At 43.9% G+C, this 16,801-nt stretch carries 12 protein-coding genes; 3 read left to right on the top strand and 9 right to left on the bottom strand.

Annotated elements, in window-relative coordinates; genetic code table 11:
• Positions 1–43: 43 nt before the first annotated feature.
• The 6 genes from LAQ65_RS15120 to LAQ65_RS15095 all read right to left on the bottom strand — a co-directional run bounded on the left by LAQ65_RS15120 (position 44) and on the right by LAQ65_RS15095 (position 8,369).
• On the bottom strand, positions 44–3,199 hold the full coding sequence (locus LAQ65_RS15120) for an efflux RND transporter permease subunit (RefSeq protein ID WP_224117833.1): 3,156 nt from the start codon (positions 3,197–3,199) through the stop codon (positions 44–46).
• Positions 3,200–3,252: 53 nt separating this feature from the next.
• Positions 3,253–4,359, bottom strand: coding sequence for an efflux RND transporter periplasmic adaptor subunit (locus LAQ65_RS15115; RefSeq protein WP_224117832.1), 1,107 nt, complete (start codon positions 4,357–4,359; stop codon positions 3,253–3,255).
• Positions 4,360–4,377: 18 nt separating this feature from the next.
• A complete protein-coding gene (locus tag LAQ65_RS15110; RefSeq protein WP_224117831.1) occupies positions 4,378–5,652 on the bottom strand; it encodes a TolC family protein in 1,275 nt (424 codons plus the stop codon).
• Between the two features lie 107 nt (positions 5,653–5,759).
• Entirely contained in the window at positions 5,760–6,314 is a 555-nt protein-coding gene (locus LAQ65_RS15105; RefSeq protein ID WP_224117830.1) for a hypothetical protein, read from the bottom strand.
• Between the two features lie 77 nt (positions 6,315–6,391).
• Positions 6,392–7,096 carry a response regulator transcription factor gene (locus LAQ65_RS15100; RefSeq protein WP_224117829.1) on the bottom strand — a complete coding sequence of 235 codons (705 nt, stop codon included), beginning with the start codon at positions 7,094–7,096 and terminating at the stop codon, positions 6,392–6,394.
• Between the two features lies 1 nt (position 7,097).
• The gene (locus LAQ65_RS15095; protein ID WP_224117828.1) at positions 7,098–8,369 is read right to left on the bottom strand and encodes a sensor histidine kinase; all 1,272 of its coding nucleotides are present in this window, start codon (positions 8,367–8,369) and stop codon (positions 7,098–7,100) included.
• Between the two features lie 184 nt (positions 8,370–8,553).
• On the opposite strand from LAQ65_RS15095, the gene LAQ65_RS15090 reads away from it, so the two are divergent.
• The gene (locus LAQ65_RS15090; RefSeq protein ID WP_224117827.1) at positions 8,554–8,802 is read left to right on the top strand and encodes a hypothetical protein; all 249 of its coding nucleotides are present in this window, start codon (positions 8,554–8,556) and stop codon (positions 8,800–8,802) included.
• 79 nt (positions 8,803–8,881) lie between these two features.
• Here LAQ65_RS15090 and LAQ65_RS15085 read toward each other — a convergent pair whose 3' ends face one another.
• A complete protein-coding gene (locus LAQ65_RS15085; RefSeq protein ID WP_224117826.1) occupies positions 8,882–12,259 on the bottom strand; it encodes a glycosyltransferase in 3,378 nt (1,125 codons plus the stop codon).
• A 99-nt stretch (positions 12,260–12,358) separates the two neighbouring features.
• Positions 12,359–13,258: an AraC family transcriptional regulator gene (locus LAQ65_RS15080; RefSeq protein ID WP_224117825.1), complete on the bottom strand. Its 900-nt coding sequence runs from the start codon at positions 13,256–13,258 to the stop codon at positions 12,359–12,361.
• Positions 13,259–13,402: 144 nt separating this feature from the next.
• On the opposite strand from LAQ65_RS15080, the gene LAQ65_RS15075 reads away from it, so the two are divergent.
• Both LAQ65_RS15075 and xylA read left to right on the top strand, forming a co-directional pair.
• Positions 13,403–14,881, top strand: a complete 1,479-nt coding sequence (locus LAQ65_RS15075) for a xylulokinase (RefSeq protein ID WP_224117824.1) — start codon at positions 13,403–13,405, stop codon at positions 14,879–14,881.
• A 20-nt stretch (positions 14,882–14,901) separates the two neighbouring features.
• Positions 14,902–16,221 carry a xylose isomerase gene (gene xylA, locus LAQ65_RS15070; RefSeq protein ID WP_224117823.1) on the top strand — a complete coding sequence of 440 codons (1,320 nt, stop codon included), beginning with the start codon at positions 14,902–14,904 and terminating at the stop codon, positions 16,219–16,221.
• 89 nt (positions 16,222–16,310) lie between these two features.
• Here xylA and LAQ65_RS15065 read toward each other — a convergent pair whose 3' ends face one another.
• Positions 16,311–16,778 (bottom strand): DUF983 domain-containing protein, encoded by a 468-nt coding sequence (locus tag LAQ65_RS15065; RefSeq protein ID WP_224117822.1) that lies wholly within the window; start codon positions 16,776–16,778, stop codon positions 16,311–16,313.
• Positions 16,779–16,801: the final 23 nt, after the last annotated feature.

Here is a 16,801-nt window from a genome sequence, read left to right as displayed (position 1 = left end):
TTCCAGCATTTGTCGCCGATGCGATCGTTATGCTGATATTAATTTATTCATTGTACTTGTCCATTTTGCTGACGAGTCCGGCTTTGCGAAGTATTTTCCTGTTTTCGCGTGCATGCATCAATTTGAATACCAATGCATAAATAACGGGCAAAATGAGAAGGGTTAAAATGGTAGCTGTAATTAACCCGCCAATTACTACAATGGCCAGCGGTTTTTGGGTTTCACTGCCAATGCCTGTTGAAACTGCTGCCGGCATCAGTCCGATCATAGCCATCAAAGCGGTCATTACTACGGGCCTCACGCGGGATAATACTCCTTGTTCAACCGCTTCATCAAGGTGCATTCCGGCATCCAGGTTTTTCCTGAACACGGAGATCAGGATCACCCCATTTTGAATACAAACGCCAAACAGGGCGATAAATCCTATACCTGCCGAGATGCTGAAGTTGATCCCGGTGAGGTGCAGTGCCAGAATTCCGCCAATGAGTGCAAATGGAACGTTCATTATGGTCAGGATGGCATCTTTCACATTACCGAATGTGATAAATAGTATCAGGAAGATAACCAGGAGGCAGATAGGCACAACCCTTGCAAGTGTTTTACTGGCTCTTTGCTGGTTTTCAAATTCCCCGTTCCAGGTCATATCATAACCGGCCGGAACTGAAAACCCCTGGGCTACTTTTTCCTGCGCTTCTTTTACGGTACCTCCCAGGTCACGGCCCCTTACAGAAAATTTTACCGTTATATAGCGCATGTTGTTATCCCTGTAAATAAATCCCGGGCCGGTAAGCGTTTTGATAACGGATATTTCTTTAAGCGGAACTTTGCTGCCATCATTGGTTGGTACCATCAGGTTTTCAATGGATTCCTGGCTGGCCCTGTAATCTTCCTGGTACCGAACGCGGATATCAAATTTACGTTCACCTTCATAAAGCTGGGTAGCGGCTTTGCCGCCAATAGCCATTTCAATTACGGCATTCGCATCTGCTGTATTAACACCATAGAATGCCATTTTCTGCTGGTCCAGTTCTATCCTGAATTCAAGCTGCCCCAGGTTCCTGATTACCCCCAAATCCTCCACACCTTTAATATCTTTCAGGATAGACATTACCCTTGTGGCACTGCTGTCCAGGACATTAAAATCCTGTCCGAAAATTTTTACTGCCAATGCAGCCGGTACGCCAGCCACCGCTTCTGCAACATTATCCCGGATGGGTTGTGAATAGTTTAAAACAATTCCCGGGAACTGCTTCAGCTTTGCATCCATCTCATCTACCAATTGGTCGGGTGTAATTTTCCTGGTCCATTGTTCCTTGGGTAGCAAGTCAACCGCAACCTGAACATTAAAGAAACCTTTAGGGTCTGTTCCGTCGTTTGTACGACCCACCTGTGTAAGCGTATGCCGCACTTCTGGAAATTTGCCGATTATTTTCACCATTTTATCGGAAAGGCTGTCGGCTTCATCCAGCGAAACACTTCTTGGTAACTCTGCTGTTACCCAAAGAGCGCCTTCGTTCAGCTGAGGAAGAAATTCTGATCCTAAAAACTTGAAGGAAAGAAAGGATAAAAACATAATTACCAAAGCCACCAGCAAACTCTTTTTCTGGTGACCATAAACGATCTTGAATAATTTCTCCACTCCCTTTTCAAAAAACAGGACAATCGGGTTATGTTTTTCCCGGACATTCCTCCTTAATAAAATACTGGAGAGCGCGGGTACGAGGGTAAGTGTGAAAATTAAGGCGCCAAGCAATGCAAATCCAAGGGTGTAAGCAAGTGGTGAAAACATTTTCCCTTCAACTTTCTGGAAGGCGAAAATGGGCATAAGGCAGGTGATGATGATCAGTTTGGAAAAGAAGATGGATTTACCCATTTCAGTTCCTTTGCTTTTGAAGAGACCCAGTTTGGCGAGCTTATTGAATTTTTCCATGCCCACTTCCCTGGCCTTCTGGTCAAGGGCAACAAAGAGCCCTTCCACCATTACCACGGCCCCGTCAATGATAATCCCGAAGTCCACCGCACCCATACTCAGCAGGTTTGCATTCATTCCTTTAATCCGCATACAAATAAATGCGAATAAGAGTGACAGCGGAATAATAAGGCTAACAGTAATGGTAGTGCGCCAGTCGGCCATGAAAAGCAATACAATAACGGTAACCAGGACTATGCCCTCAATAAGGTTATGGATAACAGTCTCTGTGGCATAATCCATTAACACTGTGCGGTCATAGAACGGAATAATCTTTACATCTTTCGGCAGGATATTTTTGTTTAGCTGGGTGATTTTCGCATGAACACGCTCCAGCACTTCGCTTGGGTTTTCGCCCTTGCGCATAACAATAATTCCTTCGATCTGGTGGGCAACATTATCTTTTGAAACGGAGCCCAATAAAGGGGCATGTGATTCCACTACTTTGGCTACATTCTTCACCAGCAGGGGAACCCCGTTTATTTTAGTGATGATAATATTATTTATTTCATCAATGTTGTTTAATAAGCCGATGCCACGAACAACGTAAGCCTGGCCGTTTCTCTGGATGACATCCCCGCCTACGTTCACATTGCTTTTGGAAACGGCGTTATAAACATCCAATGAAGTCAGGTTGTATTTAATCAGCAGGTCGGGGTTTACGCTTACTTCAAAAATCCTTTCTTCACCCCCAAAGCTGTTAACATCAGCAACTCCGGGTACCGATTTAAACTGGCGGTCTAATACCCAGTCCTGTATGGCGGTCAGCTCGCGAATATCTTTAATCTTGCTTTCCAGTGTATACCGGTAAATTTCACCGGTTGGGCCATAGGGTGGCTGGACTTCCGGCCTTATGCCTTCGGGCAGGTCTGCGTTGATAATACGGCTCATCACCTGCTGGCGGGCGAATGCATCATCTACGTCATCGTCAAAAATTAAAGTAATAAAACTAAGGCCAAAGGATGAGTTTGTACGCAGGTTGGCTTTTTTCTGAACAGAGTTCAAAACTGTTTCCAATGGAATAGTAATGAACTTCTCAACTTCCTCAGCACTCCTGCCGGGCCATTGGGTGATAATAACAATCTGCGTATTCGTAACGTCCGGGAAGGTTTCTATGGGTGTTTCTTTGTAACTCCATACCCCGATTGCTACCAGCACCAGGGTAAGGAAAAAAACAAAGTACCGGTGGCGCAGTGAAAAATGTATGATGCTTCTTATAAACTTGTTCATATTGCTGCATTTCTAAAGCCTGAATAATTGGATGTTGTGGGAGAATACCGCACTTAAGATGTGAGGGCCCGGAAGAACAGGATCTGGTTTTTGGAAATTACTTTTTCGCCTTCCTGAATGCCATTTTTCAGGTATGCTCTACCTGCTGTTGTCTTGATCACTTCAACCTGCCTAATGGAAAGTTTACACTTGTCTTCATAAATAACTAAATAGACCTTGCCATTATCATTTATGAGGGCCTGTTCCGGAACGGATACCGCCTTTTTACTTTCTTTGTTTTCTATGGCGATATTGGCAAACATTTCGGGCTTTAGTTTCATTCCCGGATTGGGGAGGCGAACCCTGATTTTCATTACTTTGGTTACGGGGTCCAGTATCTGGTTTACTTTATCAACAACCCCGTTGAATGAAGAATCCGGATAGGCGAGTGTGGTAACCCTTGCAGTATATCCTTCTTTAACTTTTGCTATGTCGGTTTCATACACATTGGCCCATACCCAAACATCACTGATGTCGCCGATTGTAAAAAGGTTATCTCCGTTGTCGGTCCGTATAAAACCTCCCTCATTTATCTTTTTTTCTACAACATAACCGTTCATAGGTGCGGTAATTACATAAGTTCCATTTTCGGAAGTGTGCCCGCCGCCATTAATATTGATCTGGTCTTTTATTTTATTGGCGTTCGATACAGCCTTGCTGTAATTCTCTTTAGCTTCAATAAATTCCCGCTCACTGGCAATTCCATTATTGAATAATGATTCTGCATTGTCCATTTGTTTTTTGGCAATAGCCAGGTCATTGGAGGCGGCCGAAAGATCACTATAGTTTCCGGCAACATCGGCACTTTTAATGATGGCCAGTGTTTGTCCGGCGTTTACTTTATCACCAAGAGACACCATTACTTTTATAACCTGTCCGCTGCTGAAGGGATATACTTTCACCACTTTTTTGTCATTGAAATTGACTTCGCCGCTCAGTTTAACTTCATCGTTAATATTGCTGGTGATGGCTGTGTCAATTTGTATGATACTTGCCATAGAATCGGTTACACAAACCGCTTCTTTTATTTTTTTATCTTCTGCGGGTTCTTTAGGCTGGCAGGAGATTAAACTAATCAAGGTTAATAGGGTAGTGCCTGGCAGCAGTATTTTATTCTTCATAAAATGATAAATAATCTGTTATTGTATAGGGATGATCGTATTGTTTACCACGTAATTCAATTCTGCAAATGATTTTACGAGGTTGATGTGCTGGTCTACAATTTTCAGCCTCGTGTCTTTATAGGCATCCAGGAAGTCGGTGAATTCCAGCAAATTGATTTGCTTGTCCTGGTAACTTTTCACCATGTTCTGGAAAAGCTTTTCATAATCGGTTGCAAAAACCAATTGTTCGCGATTATTGATACCCTGCAGGTACTTCACCTTGGAGTAGCTGCTGAGTACTTCATTTCTGATGCGGTCGGTTTCCTGGTCAACCTGGCTCTGTTGGGATTTAATGCCATATTCGGCAGATTTGATATTGCCCTGGTTCCTGTTAAAAATATTCAGGGGTAAAGAAACGGTAAGACCAACGTAATTGGGTACATAGCTGCTGTGCTGGTCATATTCCGGACCTACCGTAACATCAGGTTTGGCCAGTGCTTTCTGGTAAGTAAGGTTGTGCTGCTGGAATTCAAGCGCTTTTTTTGCCAGCCTTCCATCCGGCCTGTTCTCCATAGCCTGCGCAATCAGCGTATCTATAGGGGGAAGCGAAGAGTTAATCAACACAGGAAGTTCGTAGGTGAAATTGGGTTGGATGAAGCCCGAATCTTTTGATTGCAATAACAGTTTGACTTCGCTTTGGATCGGAAACATTTGCGTTTGGATATTGACCAGTTCATTCTGCAGGCTGAAAAGCAGGGCCTTCAGGCGCATATTGTCTTTAAGGGAAATGTTGCCTGCTTTGTACACTTCATCCATGCCCTTCACCAGTTTTGAAACTTCATTAATTTCGTTGGTATAAACGCGAATGACTTTTTCAAGCTGCCAGATATCGAGCATATCTGCGCGTAAGGTGTAGCGTAAGCTCCGAAGCAGATCTTCAAATTGTTCCTGCGATATTGCCGTATTGTCTTCGGCCAGTTTCGCCAGCTTTGATCTTTTACCTGCAGTTCTGATCAGTTGCTGGACCTGTATAAATATCTGGCCATAATCGCCGTAATGGCGGAAAAATTTCCCGTCATAAATATTCTGGTCAGTAATTAATGTAGGATTATCCCAAAGTTTAGCCTGCTGGATCAATACTTTATTCGCATCGATATTGTATTTGGCAGCGAGTAAAGAAAGATTGTTTTGAAGAAATAATTTTTCGGCTTCCGGTATACTCAGTCTTATGGTATCCGGGCTCGATTGGGCTGTGGACCTGGACTGCAGTAAGCATAAAGGTACAGTCAGCAATAGCAGTATACGTCGCATCGGTAACAAATTTTGTTTACAAATGCAAAACTGCTATGCGATTAAGTTAACTGCAATTATTGTTGGTTAAAAGCAGGTTAAGCAAGCCGTTGAATTTAAAACAGTTATTAAATTGTTAAGCCTATCCTGGCAGTAAAACCATGTGGGTTAACATCGAGGTTATCAAAGGTGATATTATAAGACTTTAGTCCTGCTTCCAGATAGCAGCTCGTTTTTTTCACCTTCAGCCAGATTATACCAATACCCATGTGCCCATAAATACCCGCTTCATAAACATGTTGGATACCTTCATTAGCATTTTGAAGTTCCTTATTGTAATTGTTGAAACTAACGCCTTCTTCAAGGCGGATATATGGCTGCAGCCTGCTTTTGGGAAAAAGGCTAAACCGTTCCTGTACATAGACCGGGAAAAAATTCAGGTTGGTCAAATTCCAGCCATTGTCTTCATGGTAAGAGCAATAGGAATATTCGGCGCCTATTCCCAGGCTGGTAACGGGGCTAACTAAACGCTCGGCTGAAAGGCTGAATCCCCAGTAGTTAGTGCCATGTGTACTGTGCAGGAGCTGGCCGTCGGCAGCGTAGTGCATTAGGTTTTGGGCTTTGCAGTTTTGGGTAATTAATAATATTGAAAGTACCAGTACCAGGTTAATTCTCAGTATCATTATATGTTAAGGTTTTGAGGTGTTTGAATTCCTGAAATGCCAGCAGTGAAATAATCATGCAGGCGTAAAAAGGGGCATTATTGCTCTGTTAACCCAGGCACTGTAAACCTGTAGCCAAGCCCATGTATTGTTTCAATTATAATATCCGGGTCTGCTTTCAGGTATTTCCTGATTTTTGTCATGTATACATCCATGCTTCGGCCCAGGAAGAAATCGTCCTTGCCCCAGACGGCCAGTAAAACTTCATCCCTGCGCAACACCTTATTAGCATGTTCACACAGGAATTTTAAAAGGTCAGCTTCTTTTTGCTTCATGTCAAATTCCCCGGCAGGACTTTTCAGTTTTAAATCGGTATAGGAGAAATGGATTTTCCCGATCTGGTATTCCTGTTTGGTTTCGTAAAACATTTTCCGGGTACGGCGCAGGAAAACATCCAGCTTCATCAGCAGTTCTTTCATGCTGAAAGGCTTAGTGATATAGTCGTCGGCGCCTGTCTGGTAACCTTTTAATTTATCTTCTTCAAGGCCTTTTGTGCTGATAAATAAGATAGGGATGATATCGGAAACCTGCCTTATTTTTTTGGCCACCATAAAGCCATCTTTAACAGGCATCATGATATCCAGGAGGCATATATCGTATTTATGTTTATCGAAATTATTTATGGCTTCCTGTCCATTGGAAAAAATTTCCACAGTATAGCCTTCATCTTCAAGGGCTTCCTTCATTAATTCACTCAGGCTTGCGTCATCTTCTGCGAGTAGTATTCTTGCTTTGCTTTCCATTTTAGATGTTGTTTACTGGTAATTCAATTGTGAAATCAGTGCCTATGCCGGGGATGCTGTTTACGTGTATGTTTCCGTGGTGCAGGGAAATTATTTTTTTTGTAAAATAAAGGCCAAGTCCAAGCCCTTTTGAGTTATGCAGGTTGCCTTTTTGTCCACGGTAGAATTTCTTGAATATTTTCTTTAGTTCAACTGCGTCAATGCCAATACCGTTATCCTTTATGCTGATATAATAGTGGCTGTTATGGGAATAAGTATTGATAATTACATGCGGTTGGGTTGCGTATTTCAGGGCATTGTTGATAATATTAAAAAGGGCCAGGTAAAGATTTTCATTATCAGCCTGGATTACCTTGTTGTTTTCTTCAAGGTTGAGTTCTATTACTCCTTTTTTATCCATTACTATAGGGTCTAACTGGAGTACAGCCTGCCTGATCAGTTCATTAGGAATTACCGCGGTCTTTTTAATGGCGAAAGTATACTGGTCGGCCACAACAGTGTTAATCAGGTTTTTGATATGGCTTTTCAGGTAGTCGCTCTGGTGCCTGATTGAATTGGCGTATTTGGCGATTTTTTCAGGTTGCTGTAAAACCGATTGTTTGGTAAGTGCATCAGTAGACAAGTCGATAACCATTAGCGGGGTGCTAAATTCATGGGTTACGTTATTGATAAAATCTTTCTGCACTTCATTAAGGAATTTTTGCTGGTAGAGGTAGTAAATCGCGAATGAAAATCCAATAAGCAACAGGAGCAATAATGAGCTGGTAAGTATCCAGGCATTCATTTGGGTTATAATGTAGCGGTTACGGTTGGGGAAGAAAAGGTAAACGTAGGAGAAATCCTTTTTTACCGGAACCAATTGCGCCATACCGGTAAATTTTTTTCCTGGTGCAGTAGCTGTAATGACGGATTCATAAATAAAACCTTGCCGGGAATAATTATATACAGCTACCCGGCAATCTGTATACACATCAAAATCTTCGAATTCATTTTTGAGGTAATAAGCAAGGCTGTCTTTTTGGGGTATGCTATCAATTTTAAACAGGAAGATATTTGGATTGGGATGTTCAATTAAAGAGCTCAGGTGGCTGCCGGGTTCATGGGTCAGGTCCATGTCTTCATAAAGTCCGCGTATACTTTTTATCACCGAGGTGTTGAATACATTTTTTTCAAAGGCATAGGTTTTTTGCAGCCAGTGAATCTGGAGGCCAATGATGGCTGCGATAGTAATTGCCAGGAGAAGTATTAATATCCGGGTAGTTGATGACCGCATGAGTAACAAATGTCGTATAAAATAGCTTCCCCTTGTAAGGCTTGAATACCCGGTTTTTTACCATAACAATTGGTTAACCCTGGTTAAAGCCCGGTTAACCATGCCCGAATGTTTGGATTAGGCAGGAAGTTTGAATAATATTTGTTATTAACCAGATTATTTTAAAAAATTAAAGTTTCGAAAAATGAAAAAATTAGTATTAGCAGCTTCCATGCTGCTTGCCACGGTAGGAATTGGATTTGCCCAGACAACACCGGCTGCTAAAACAACAGAAAAGCCCGCCACTAAAACTGAGGCACAAAAGAAAGAAACATCCACTAAGACAACTACCTCAACAAAGACAAGTACCTCAACAAAGACAACAACCCCAGCAAAAACTACTACCTCAACAAAGGCTACTACTGAAACTAAGCCAGCTCCAAAGAAGAACTAAGCGTCCAGCAAGTACCCAATGGTTTGATACGTAGAAAGCCATTCACGCAAGTGAATGGCTTTATTTATCTGGTTAAGTTTTATCCTTGTGGAACCGGGTCTTTTCCCGGTGTTTTAAAAATGGTGTCTGGGCCTATATTCCCGGTTCTTTTTAAAGCTCCCCAGCTGTGTAATTCCCCTTTCAGGGCCCTGAAATATGATTTGAACAGGACCCATACCATTAGCCACCTATAGATAATCCTTTGTGGCAGCAGCCATAGAAGTTTATAAACCGGTTCTTCGGCCAGGATAAAGGCCATCAGGGCAATACTCAGATCAATGAGCATAAACAGAAGGTAGTACAGTATAATCTTGCCTTCATTGCCTGTGAGTAAGCCAATAATCATCAGCAGGTCGGCGATTGGTGCAAATACCGGGATGATAAACTGGAAAAGGATGATATTGGGCAAGGCAAAAAAGCCAAGCCATTTATGACGGGTATTAAAAAGTGCTTTCCGATGTTTCCAGCTGGTTTGAAGCACGCCGTAACTCCATCTGTATCGTTGTTTTAAGAGCATTGATAAAGATTCAGGGGCTTCTGTTATTGCAATGGCCCTGCTATCTTCAGTAACTGTATAATCCTTTAACAGCATCCGGATGGTCAGGTCACAATCTTCGGCAAGGGTATCTGTTGTGAACCCGCCAGCATTCAGCAAGGCTTCTTTCCTGAAAGCGCCAATAGCTCCCGGAACTACGGTAATTGCATTAACAGCGGCCATAGCCTGTCGGTCGAAGTTCTGGGCGGTTGTATATTCTATGCTCTGCCACCGGGTCAGAAGGTTCACTTCATTGCCAACTTTAACCTGCCCGGCAACAGCACCCACATTTGGATGGGTGAAATTTTCCATTAACCTGCTGATGGCATCCGGCAACAGGTGCGTATCAGCATCGATGCATACCACAAATTCTGCAGTGGATTCCTGTATGCCGTAATTGAGCGCCGAAGCTTTACCGCCATTTGGTTTCCTTAGTATTTTTACCTTTTTATTCATATGGAACGCAGTCCATACTTTATCATAGGTATTGTCTTTGCTGCCGTCATCAACAAATATGAATTCAATATTCGGGTAATCAGTTTGCAGTAAAAGGTCAAGGGACCGCACCGCATTTACCTCCTCATTGTAAGCGGGTATAATTACTGAAACAAAAGGTTGGGCCAGGTTTGCCAATGGTAATGCTTCCCTGTCTTTTTTTCTTTTTTTAAGTGCCAGCACGGCCATTATTGATAGCCTTAATACACCTGCTGCAATGAATAAGAAGAAGAGAATGTTCAGGAACCTTGATAGATAATACCCGATGTCTGCCAGAAAGTAGTTGGCCTTAATCAAATAGAACCCGCTTTTTTGGGGAACAGCAGGCATCAGGTCCAGCTCTTTTTTACCCAGCAAACCTGCTACTGTAGTAAATTGGTAACCTTGTCCCTTAAAGTATTCAATAATCCGGGGTAAAGCCTGTACGGTAGCTTCCCGGTTACCACCGGCATCGTGCAATAAAATGATATTGCCATTTTTCTGCTGTTGGATTATCCGGCTCAGGATGGTATCTGCGGTTACACCTGGTTCCCAGTCATTCGGGTCAATGCTTTCCCCGACAGTAAGGTAATTATCGACCCTGCTATCTGCCACAGGTTTTAATTCTTCCATGGTTTCCGGCTCGCTATCCGCATTATAAGGCGCCCTGAATAAAAGTGTACTATGCCCGGTAATACATTCAATGAGTAAACGGGTGAGCTTCCTTTCCAGTTCGGCCCTGGTTGTACTCACTTCTGCCATATTAGGGTGTGTAAAGGAATGGTTTCCCAATTCATGGCCTTCGGAATAAACCTGCTTTACAAGTGGAATATTATTTTCAGCATTCAGGCCAACCATGAAAAAAGCCGCCGGAACATGCTCCCTGTGGAGGATGTCCAGGATCCTTGGCGTATAAGTCGGATCAGGACCATCATCGAAAGTCAGGACTATTTTCTTATTGGCGGTGCCGAATTTTTTTACCACAAACATTGAGGGCAGGCTGATGTATTTTTCTTCACTGATAAGCAGTTCTGATGAATCTATTTCAGCAGCTATTTTTCCTGGTGTCGGATTGCTTTTTACATCCAGGATTTCCCCTTCGCCGATATAATCCACATCATTGCTTTCCTTCACATGGTTCAGTGCAGCAAGGTCAAAGTTTTTCAATCCGGCTTTTGTAGCGTCATTATCATAGAATTGCCAAAGCCTGCTGTCTTCACTGCCGAGCCGCCACATGGCAACCCCGCTTATGCCATATTCTGCAGCAAACCGCAGCGTATTGAAGTTTGTGGCAGCATCGGTGAAATAAACCTCGTGTTCCAGGTTATTGTCATCGTAATACGTATAATGCAGGTTGTAGGTATCATTGTCAAATTCAGGCTTTGCATCACTTTCTGAGGCTGTTGTCAATGCCTCCTGGTAGGTAATATCAGTGCCTGCCCCACCTTTCGGCCAATCATAACCGTAAGCGGCAATGCAGAGGATGATTTTTTCGGAAGGTATTTCACTGGCGGCTGCATCCATTGCAGCTTCAATCCATTTTTGGGAGCTGATAGGTCCGGGTTTGCTTTCTGAATTGTGTTCGTCATAGGCCATCAGGAAGATATTGTCATTGTAGCGGGACAGTTCGCGGTAGTTGTAGTCCTCATTAAATGGCGATATATCCTGGCTTACCAGCAGGCCTTTCTGGTGCAAAGCAGTATACAGTTCCCGTTGGAAAGCAACCAGGTTTTCATCTGTTTTTTCCTTTAGCTCTTCAAAGTCGACATTAATGCCGTCGAAATGATTAGATAGCAAAATATTGAGAACACTGGCGATAACCTGTTTTCTTTTGAGGGGATTAGATATGATCCGGTGAACGGCTTCGCCATCGAAATCGTTATTGAAGAAGTTGGACAACATCGGGACAATGCGCACGCCTGATTCCCGGATCACTTTTAATCCACGTTGATCAATATTTGTATAAACAGTATCTGCATTCGGGTCAATAAAAAGCCATTCCGGCAATACCATATTTAATTTGGAAATATTATTACGCAGGGAGAAATAAGATTGTGCATCCCAGGCAACATAGAAAGCAGCCCTTACCGGTGCCGACTGGTTCGATTTTACCCAGGACTGCTTATTCTCCATGCTGTCCTTTCTTTCGGCGATAAAGGACCTGAACCCTGCGTATTCCCTGTTTATTTTATTTTCAAGTATAAAATTTTCATTAGGCTTCAAAATGCTTTTCAATTGTTCGTTGCGGTTGTATAATACCGGCAGATCCGGATGGTAATTCATCCAGAGGGAAGCGATAAGCGTCAGCAGCAAAATGGAAATAAGTGCCAGTAATAAACCAAGGCTCCATTTAAAGCGGGCCCATCTTCTATTTGACCCGGTATGAAAAATCTGGCGTGTAGATGACATAATATGTTGCTTTTTCCAAATACAAAGCAACTCAATAAAAACCGCCCGGACGGTGATTTAGGGCTGCTTAACGCAGTATTAACCAGCGTTAAGCGGCTGTTAAGGAAAGTAGGATTTTCCCGATGCTGCAAGGTGTTCATGGCTAACTGCCGTGCTCTCAGCAAATACCTTCCGGTAATGGCTCGGCTGCATATTCCTTATTTTCAGGAATTGTTTATTGAAATTGGCAAGTGTATTGTAGCCGCATTCGTAGGCAATTTCACTGATCGATTTTTGTGTATCTATTAATTGCTGGCAGGCTTTCCCGATGCGCACTTCATTCAGGAATTCGATATATGTTTTTTTGGTATGCTTACGGAAATACAGGCAAAATGCCGGGGTGCTCATATTTACCTGGTCGGCAACCTCCTGAAGCGTTATGCCATCGGCATAATGTTCAATCGTGTACTGGAATATTTTATCGATCCGGGCCTGCAGGCGGCTTTGCAGGTTGGCCATGTTTTGGGTAGATAGAAGTTCAAATTCTTTTCTTGCACTGATCAGCGCAAGGCATTGCCAAAGGAGCAGGATGCGATTAATTCCGGTGGCATGTTCCAGTTGTGTAATCAGCGGTATTAACAGTTCCCTGGTCTCGCCGTGCAGTTTCATTCCGGCATTTGCAGTATCGAAAAGCAATTTTACACTGCGGCATTCCGGCATTTCCAGAAGTTTGTCGCCCCAGCAGTTGCCCAGGAATTGCACCACAACTGCACCTGTAATGAGGTCATCATTTGCTTTCTGAAATGTATGCGGCAGGTTGCTGCCTAAAAAATAAATATCCCCGGTGGTGAAATTGCCAACATGGTTTCCAACGAAAGCATTGCCTTCCCCTTCGGTAAATAAAATCAGTTCAAGTTCCGGATGCTGGTGCCAGGGAACTTCAAAGTGGGGAGTGCGGTAAGTACGTGCCACGAAGGAATTTTCTGTTTCGATGGGTAGTTTTTCAATAAAGGGCTTCATGGTGGAACTATATTAACAGATACGAGCATAAATCTGCTGTAAAAATATTAAAATAGTTTGTAAAATCAACAAAAAAATAGGGTCCAAATCTTTTTCCGGGGTCTAATTTAGTAGTCCTATATTAAACGATCTAATGATTGCCATATGTTATTGCTGGGAATAGACATCGGGACTTCCTCCATTAAAGTATCAGTTGTGGATGCCGCAACCCAGCGCAGCCTGGCAACGGTACAATACCCTGAAACCGAAACGCCGATCAGCTCGCCAAAACCTGGTTGGGCGGAACAATCGCCGGAGACCTGGTGGCAGCATGTACAGAAAGCGATTTTGAAAGCCAATGGAAGCGGGAAATATGACCCTGTTGATATTGGGGCCATTGGTATTGCTTACCAGATGCATGGACTGGTGATTACCGATAGTGAATTTAATGTATTAAGGCCATCCATAATCTGGTGTGACAGCCGGGCGGTTGCCATTGGCGCCGCAGCAAACCAGGCACTCGGACCGGCATACTGCCTGGAGCACTTATTGAATTCGCCGGGCAATTTCACCGCCTCCAAACTCGCCTGGGTTAAGGAAAATGAACCAGATACCTATGCGCAGGTTGCCCATGTGATGCTGCCCGGTGATTACATAGCTTTTCGTTTATGTGGTAACGTTACAACAACACCATCTGCATTATCGGAAGGTGTTTTCTGGGATTTTACGACCCATTCCATCAGTACCGCCCTGATGCGTTACTATGGCTTTGCGGACTCATTCATTCCATCACTCCAGGATGTGTTTTCAGAACACGGGCAACTTGACGCAAAAGTTGCAGCGCCCTTATCACTTCGGGCGGGCATTCCTGTTAGTTACAAAGCAGGCGACCAGCCGAATAATGCATTATCGCTTGGCGTTACAGAACCCGGTGAAGTTGCCGCAACAGCAGGAACTTCGGGGGTGATATATGCGGTGAGTGATCAATTAACCTATGATCCACTGTCAAGGGTGAATAGTTTTGCACACGTGAACCATACCCGCCAGCAAACCCGCACCGGTGTATTATTGTGTATTAACGGCACTGGAATTTTAAACAGCTGGGCCCGGCAGCAATTGGGATCCGGGTTATCTTATGCTGCCATGAATGAACTGGCTGCCAATACAGAAGCTGGCAGTGGTGGTGTAAGGGTGCTTCCATTTGGCAATGGCAGCGAAAGGATGCTGGAAAACAAGGTTACGGGTGTGCATTTCAGTGGAATAGACCTCAACCAGCATAAGCAAGCCCATCTTTTCAGGGCTATCCAGGAGGGGATTGCATTTGCCTTCCGTTATGGCATTGACATTATGCGCAGCAACAAAGTCTTCCCCACCAGCATCCGTGCGGGTAAAGCAAATTTATTTCAAAGTGATGTTTTCCTGCATTCCTTTGTTGCGGCTACCGGTGTGCCGGTAACCTTGTATGCATCGGATGGAAGTGTAGGTGCAGCTTTGGGTGCAGGTATCGGTTGTGGTTATTACAAGCAGGTGAAAGATGCATTCAGCCGCCAGCAGGCGATCAGGACCGTGCATCCGGATGATTGCGATAACCTTGAGGCGGCTTACCAGGAATGGTTACAATTATTGCAAAAACAAATTTTATAAAACACATAAGCATTAACGTTATGTCAACATCATCAGACTATTTTAAAGGAATCGGCAAGATTGCCTATGAGGGCACAGAATCAGCCAATCCGCTCGCTTTTCGCTGGTACGACGAAAACAGGGTGGTTGCAGGGAAGACCATGAAAGAGCACCTCCGTTTTGCCTGTGCCTACTGGCATTCATTTTGCGGAAATGGTGCAGATCCATTTGGTGAGCCAACCCATATTTTTGGGTGGAACAGTATCCCTGATGCTGTTGACCGTGCGAAAGCCAAGATGGATGCGGCTTTTGAGTTCATGGGCAAATTGTCTATGCCATTCTATTGTTTCCACGATGTGGATGTAGTGGATTTTACAAATGATGTTGCCGACAATGAAAGAAGGTTGCAGGCTGTTACTGAATATGCAAAGCAGCACCAGCAGAACAGCGGTATCCAGTTACTTTGGGGAACCGCAAATTTATTTTCGCACCGCCGCTATATGAATGGAGCAGCAACAAATCCTGATTTCCAGGTGCTGGCTCACGCAGGAGCGCAAGTGAAGGCAGCGCTTGATGCGACGATTGCACTTGGCGGGCAAAACTATGTTTTCTGGGGTGGGCGTGAAGGTTATATGAGCCTTTTAAATACCAATATGAAAAGGGAGCAGGAACACCTGGCGCGTTTTCTGCAAATGGCCCGCGATTATGCGCGTGGACAGGGATTTAAAGGCAAGTTTTTTATAGAACCTAAACCTTGCGAGCCTACTAAACACCAGTATGATTATGACAGCGCTACTGTACTTGGTTTCCTGCGCCAGTTCGATTTGCTCAATGACTTTTCCCTGAATATTGAAGTGAATCATGCTACCCTTGCAGGGCATACCTTCCAGCATGAGCTGCAGGTAGCCGCAGACGCAGGCATCCTTGGATCTATTGATGCTAACCGGGGTGATTACCAGAACGGATGGGATACCGACCAGTTCCCCAACAATATTAATGAACTGACAGAAGCCATGCTGATTATCCTGGAAGCGGGTGGTTTTGGTGGTGGCGGCATCAATTTCGATGCAAAGATCCGCAGGAATTCTACAGACGCCGCAGACCTTTTCCACGCACATATTGGTGGTATGGATACATTCGCAAGGGCCTTGCTGGCAGCAGATGCAATCCTGCAGGAATCTGATTACCGCGCAATCCGCCGTGATCGTTATGCCTCTTACGACAGTGGTGCAGGAAAAGAATTTGAATCAGGTAAACTAACATTAACGGACCTGCGAAATATTGCGATCGAAAAAGGTGAGCCTGAAGTAAGAAGCGGCCGCCAGGAGTTTTTGGAGAACCTGGTGAACAGGTTTATTTAGGGTGAATGGTGAATGGTGAATGGTGAATGGTGAATGGTGAATAGTGAGTCGACACCATTCACTATTCACCATTCACCATTCACTATTAACTACCAGTTGCCCATTTGGCCCGGTACAATTCTTTCCAGGGTTTCCGGGTTAATTTCTTTTTCCTTCCAATCGGGCTCATATTTTACAAACCAACTGAGCCAGATGGCCCTTGATAAGCGCATAAATACCGGTTGAAGGGCAAGCATCAGCACCGCATTGGTTATCCCCCAATACAATACCCTCAGGTCGCCGTCTTCAAGGGAAAAACCCAGTAGAACCCACCAGGCAATAAAAGTAGCAATGGAAAAAGCTACAGTTAACGCATAGCTCACGTAAGCGGTACCATAATAAAAGCCAACTTCAATTTCAGTAGGTTGGCCACAAACGGGGCAACGATCATTCATCTTCAATACCTTTCCGTACGTATATGGATTAGGTGATTCAAACATTTTTCCTTCACGGCAACGCGGACAGCGATTACTTAATACAGTTCCCAGGTAAGACCTGTGTTTATTTTCCTTTGCCATAAACCCCCAAATTTTTCGCGAAG

Source organism: Flavihumibacter profundi (assembly GCF_020076305.1).
Lineage (GTDB): Bacteria > Bacteroidota > Bacteroidia > Chitinophagales > Chitinophagaceae > Flavihumibacter > Flavihumibacter profundi.
The sequence above is the reverse complement of the archived record's forward strand: the minus strand, read 5'-3'. Positions and strand labels throughout refer to the sequence as shown.

Bases quoted from the DNA above. Each gene is read 5' to 3' on its own strand.
- LAQ65_RS15120 (WP_224117833.1), bottom strand. From the start codon at position 3,199: ATGAACAAGTTTATAAGAAGCATCATACATTTTTCACTGCGCCACCGG.
- LAQ65_RS15115 (WP_224117832.1), bottom strand. From the start codon at position 4,359: ATGAAGAATAAAATACTGCTGCCAGGCACTACCCTATTAACCTTGATT.
- LAQ65_RS15110 (WP_224117831.1), bottom strand. From the start codon at position 5,652: ATGCGACGTATACTGCTATTGCTGACTGTACCTTTATGCTTACTGCAG.
- LAQ65_RS15105 (WP_224117830.1), bottom strand. From the start codon at position 6,314: ATGATACTGAGAATTAACCTGGTACTGGTACTTTCAATATTATTAATT.
- LAQ65_RS15100 (WP_224117829.1), bottom strand. From the start codon at position 7,096: ATGGAAAGCAAAGCAAGAATACTACTCGCAGAAGATGACGCAAGCCTG.
- LAQ65_RS15095 (WP_224117828.1), bottom strand. From the start codon at position 8,369: ATGCGGTCATCAACTACCCGGATATTAATACTTCTCCTGGCAATTACT.
- LAQ65_RS15090 (WP_224117827.1), top strand. From the start codon at position 8,554: ATGAAAAAATTAGTATTAGCAGCTTCCATGCTGCTTGCCACGGTAGGA.
- LAQ65_RS15085 (WP_224117826.1), bottom strand. From the start codon at position 12,259: ATGTCATCTACACGCCAGATTTTTCATACCGGGTCAAATAGAAGATGG.
- LAQ65_RS15080 (WP_224117825.1), bottom strand. From the start codon at position 13,258: ATGAAGCCCTTTATTGAAAAACTACCCATCGAAACAGAAAATTCCTTC.
- LAQ65_RS15075 (WP_224117824.1), top strand. From the start codon at position 13,403: ATGTTATTGCTGGGAATAGACATCGGGACTTCCTCCATTAAAGTATCA.
- xylA (WP_224117823.1), top strand. From the start codon at position 14,902: ATGTCAACATCATCAGACTATTTTAAAGGAATCGGCAAGATTGCCTAT.
- LAQ65_RS15065 (WP_224117822.1), bottom strand. From the start codon at position 16,778: ATGGCAAAGGAAAATAAACACAGGTCTTACCTGGGAACTGTATTAAGT.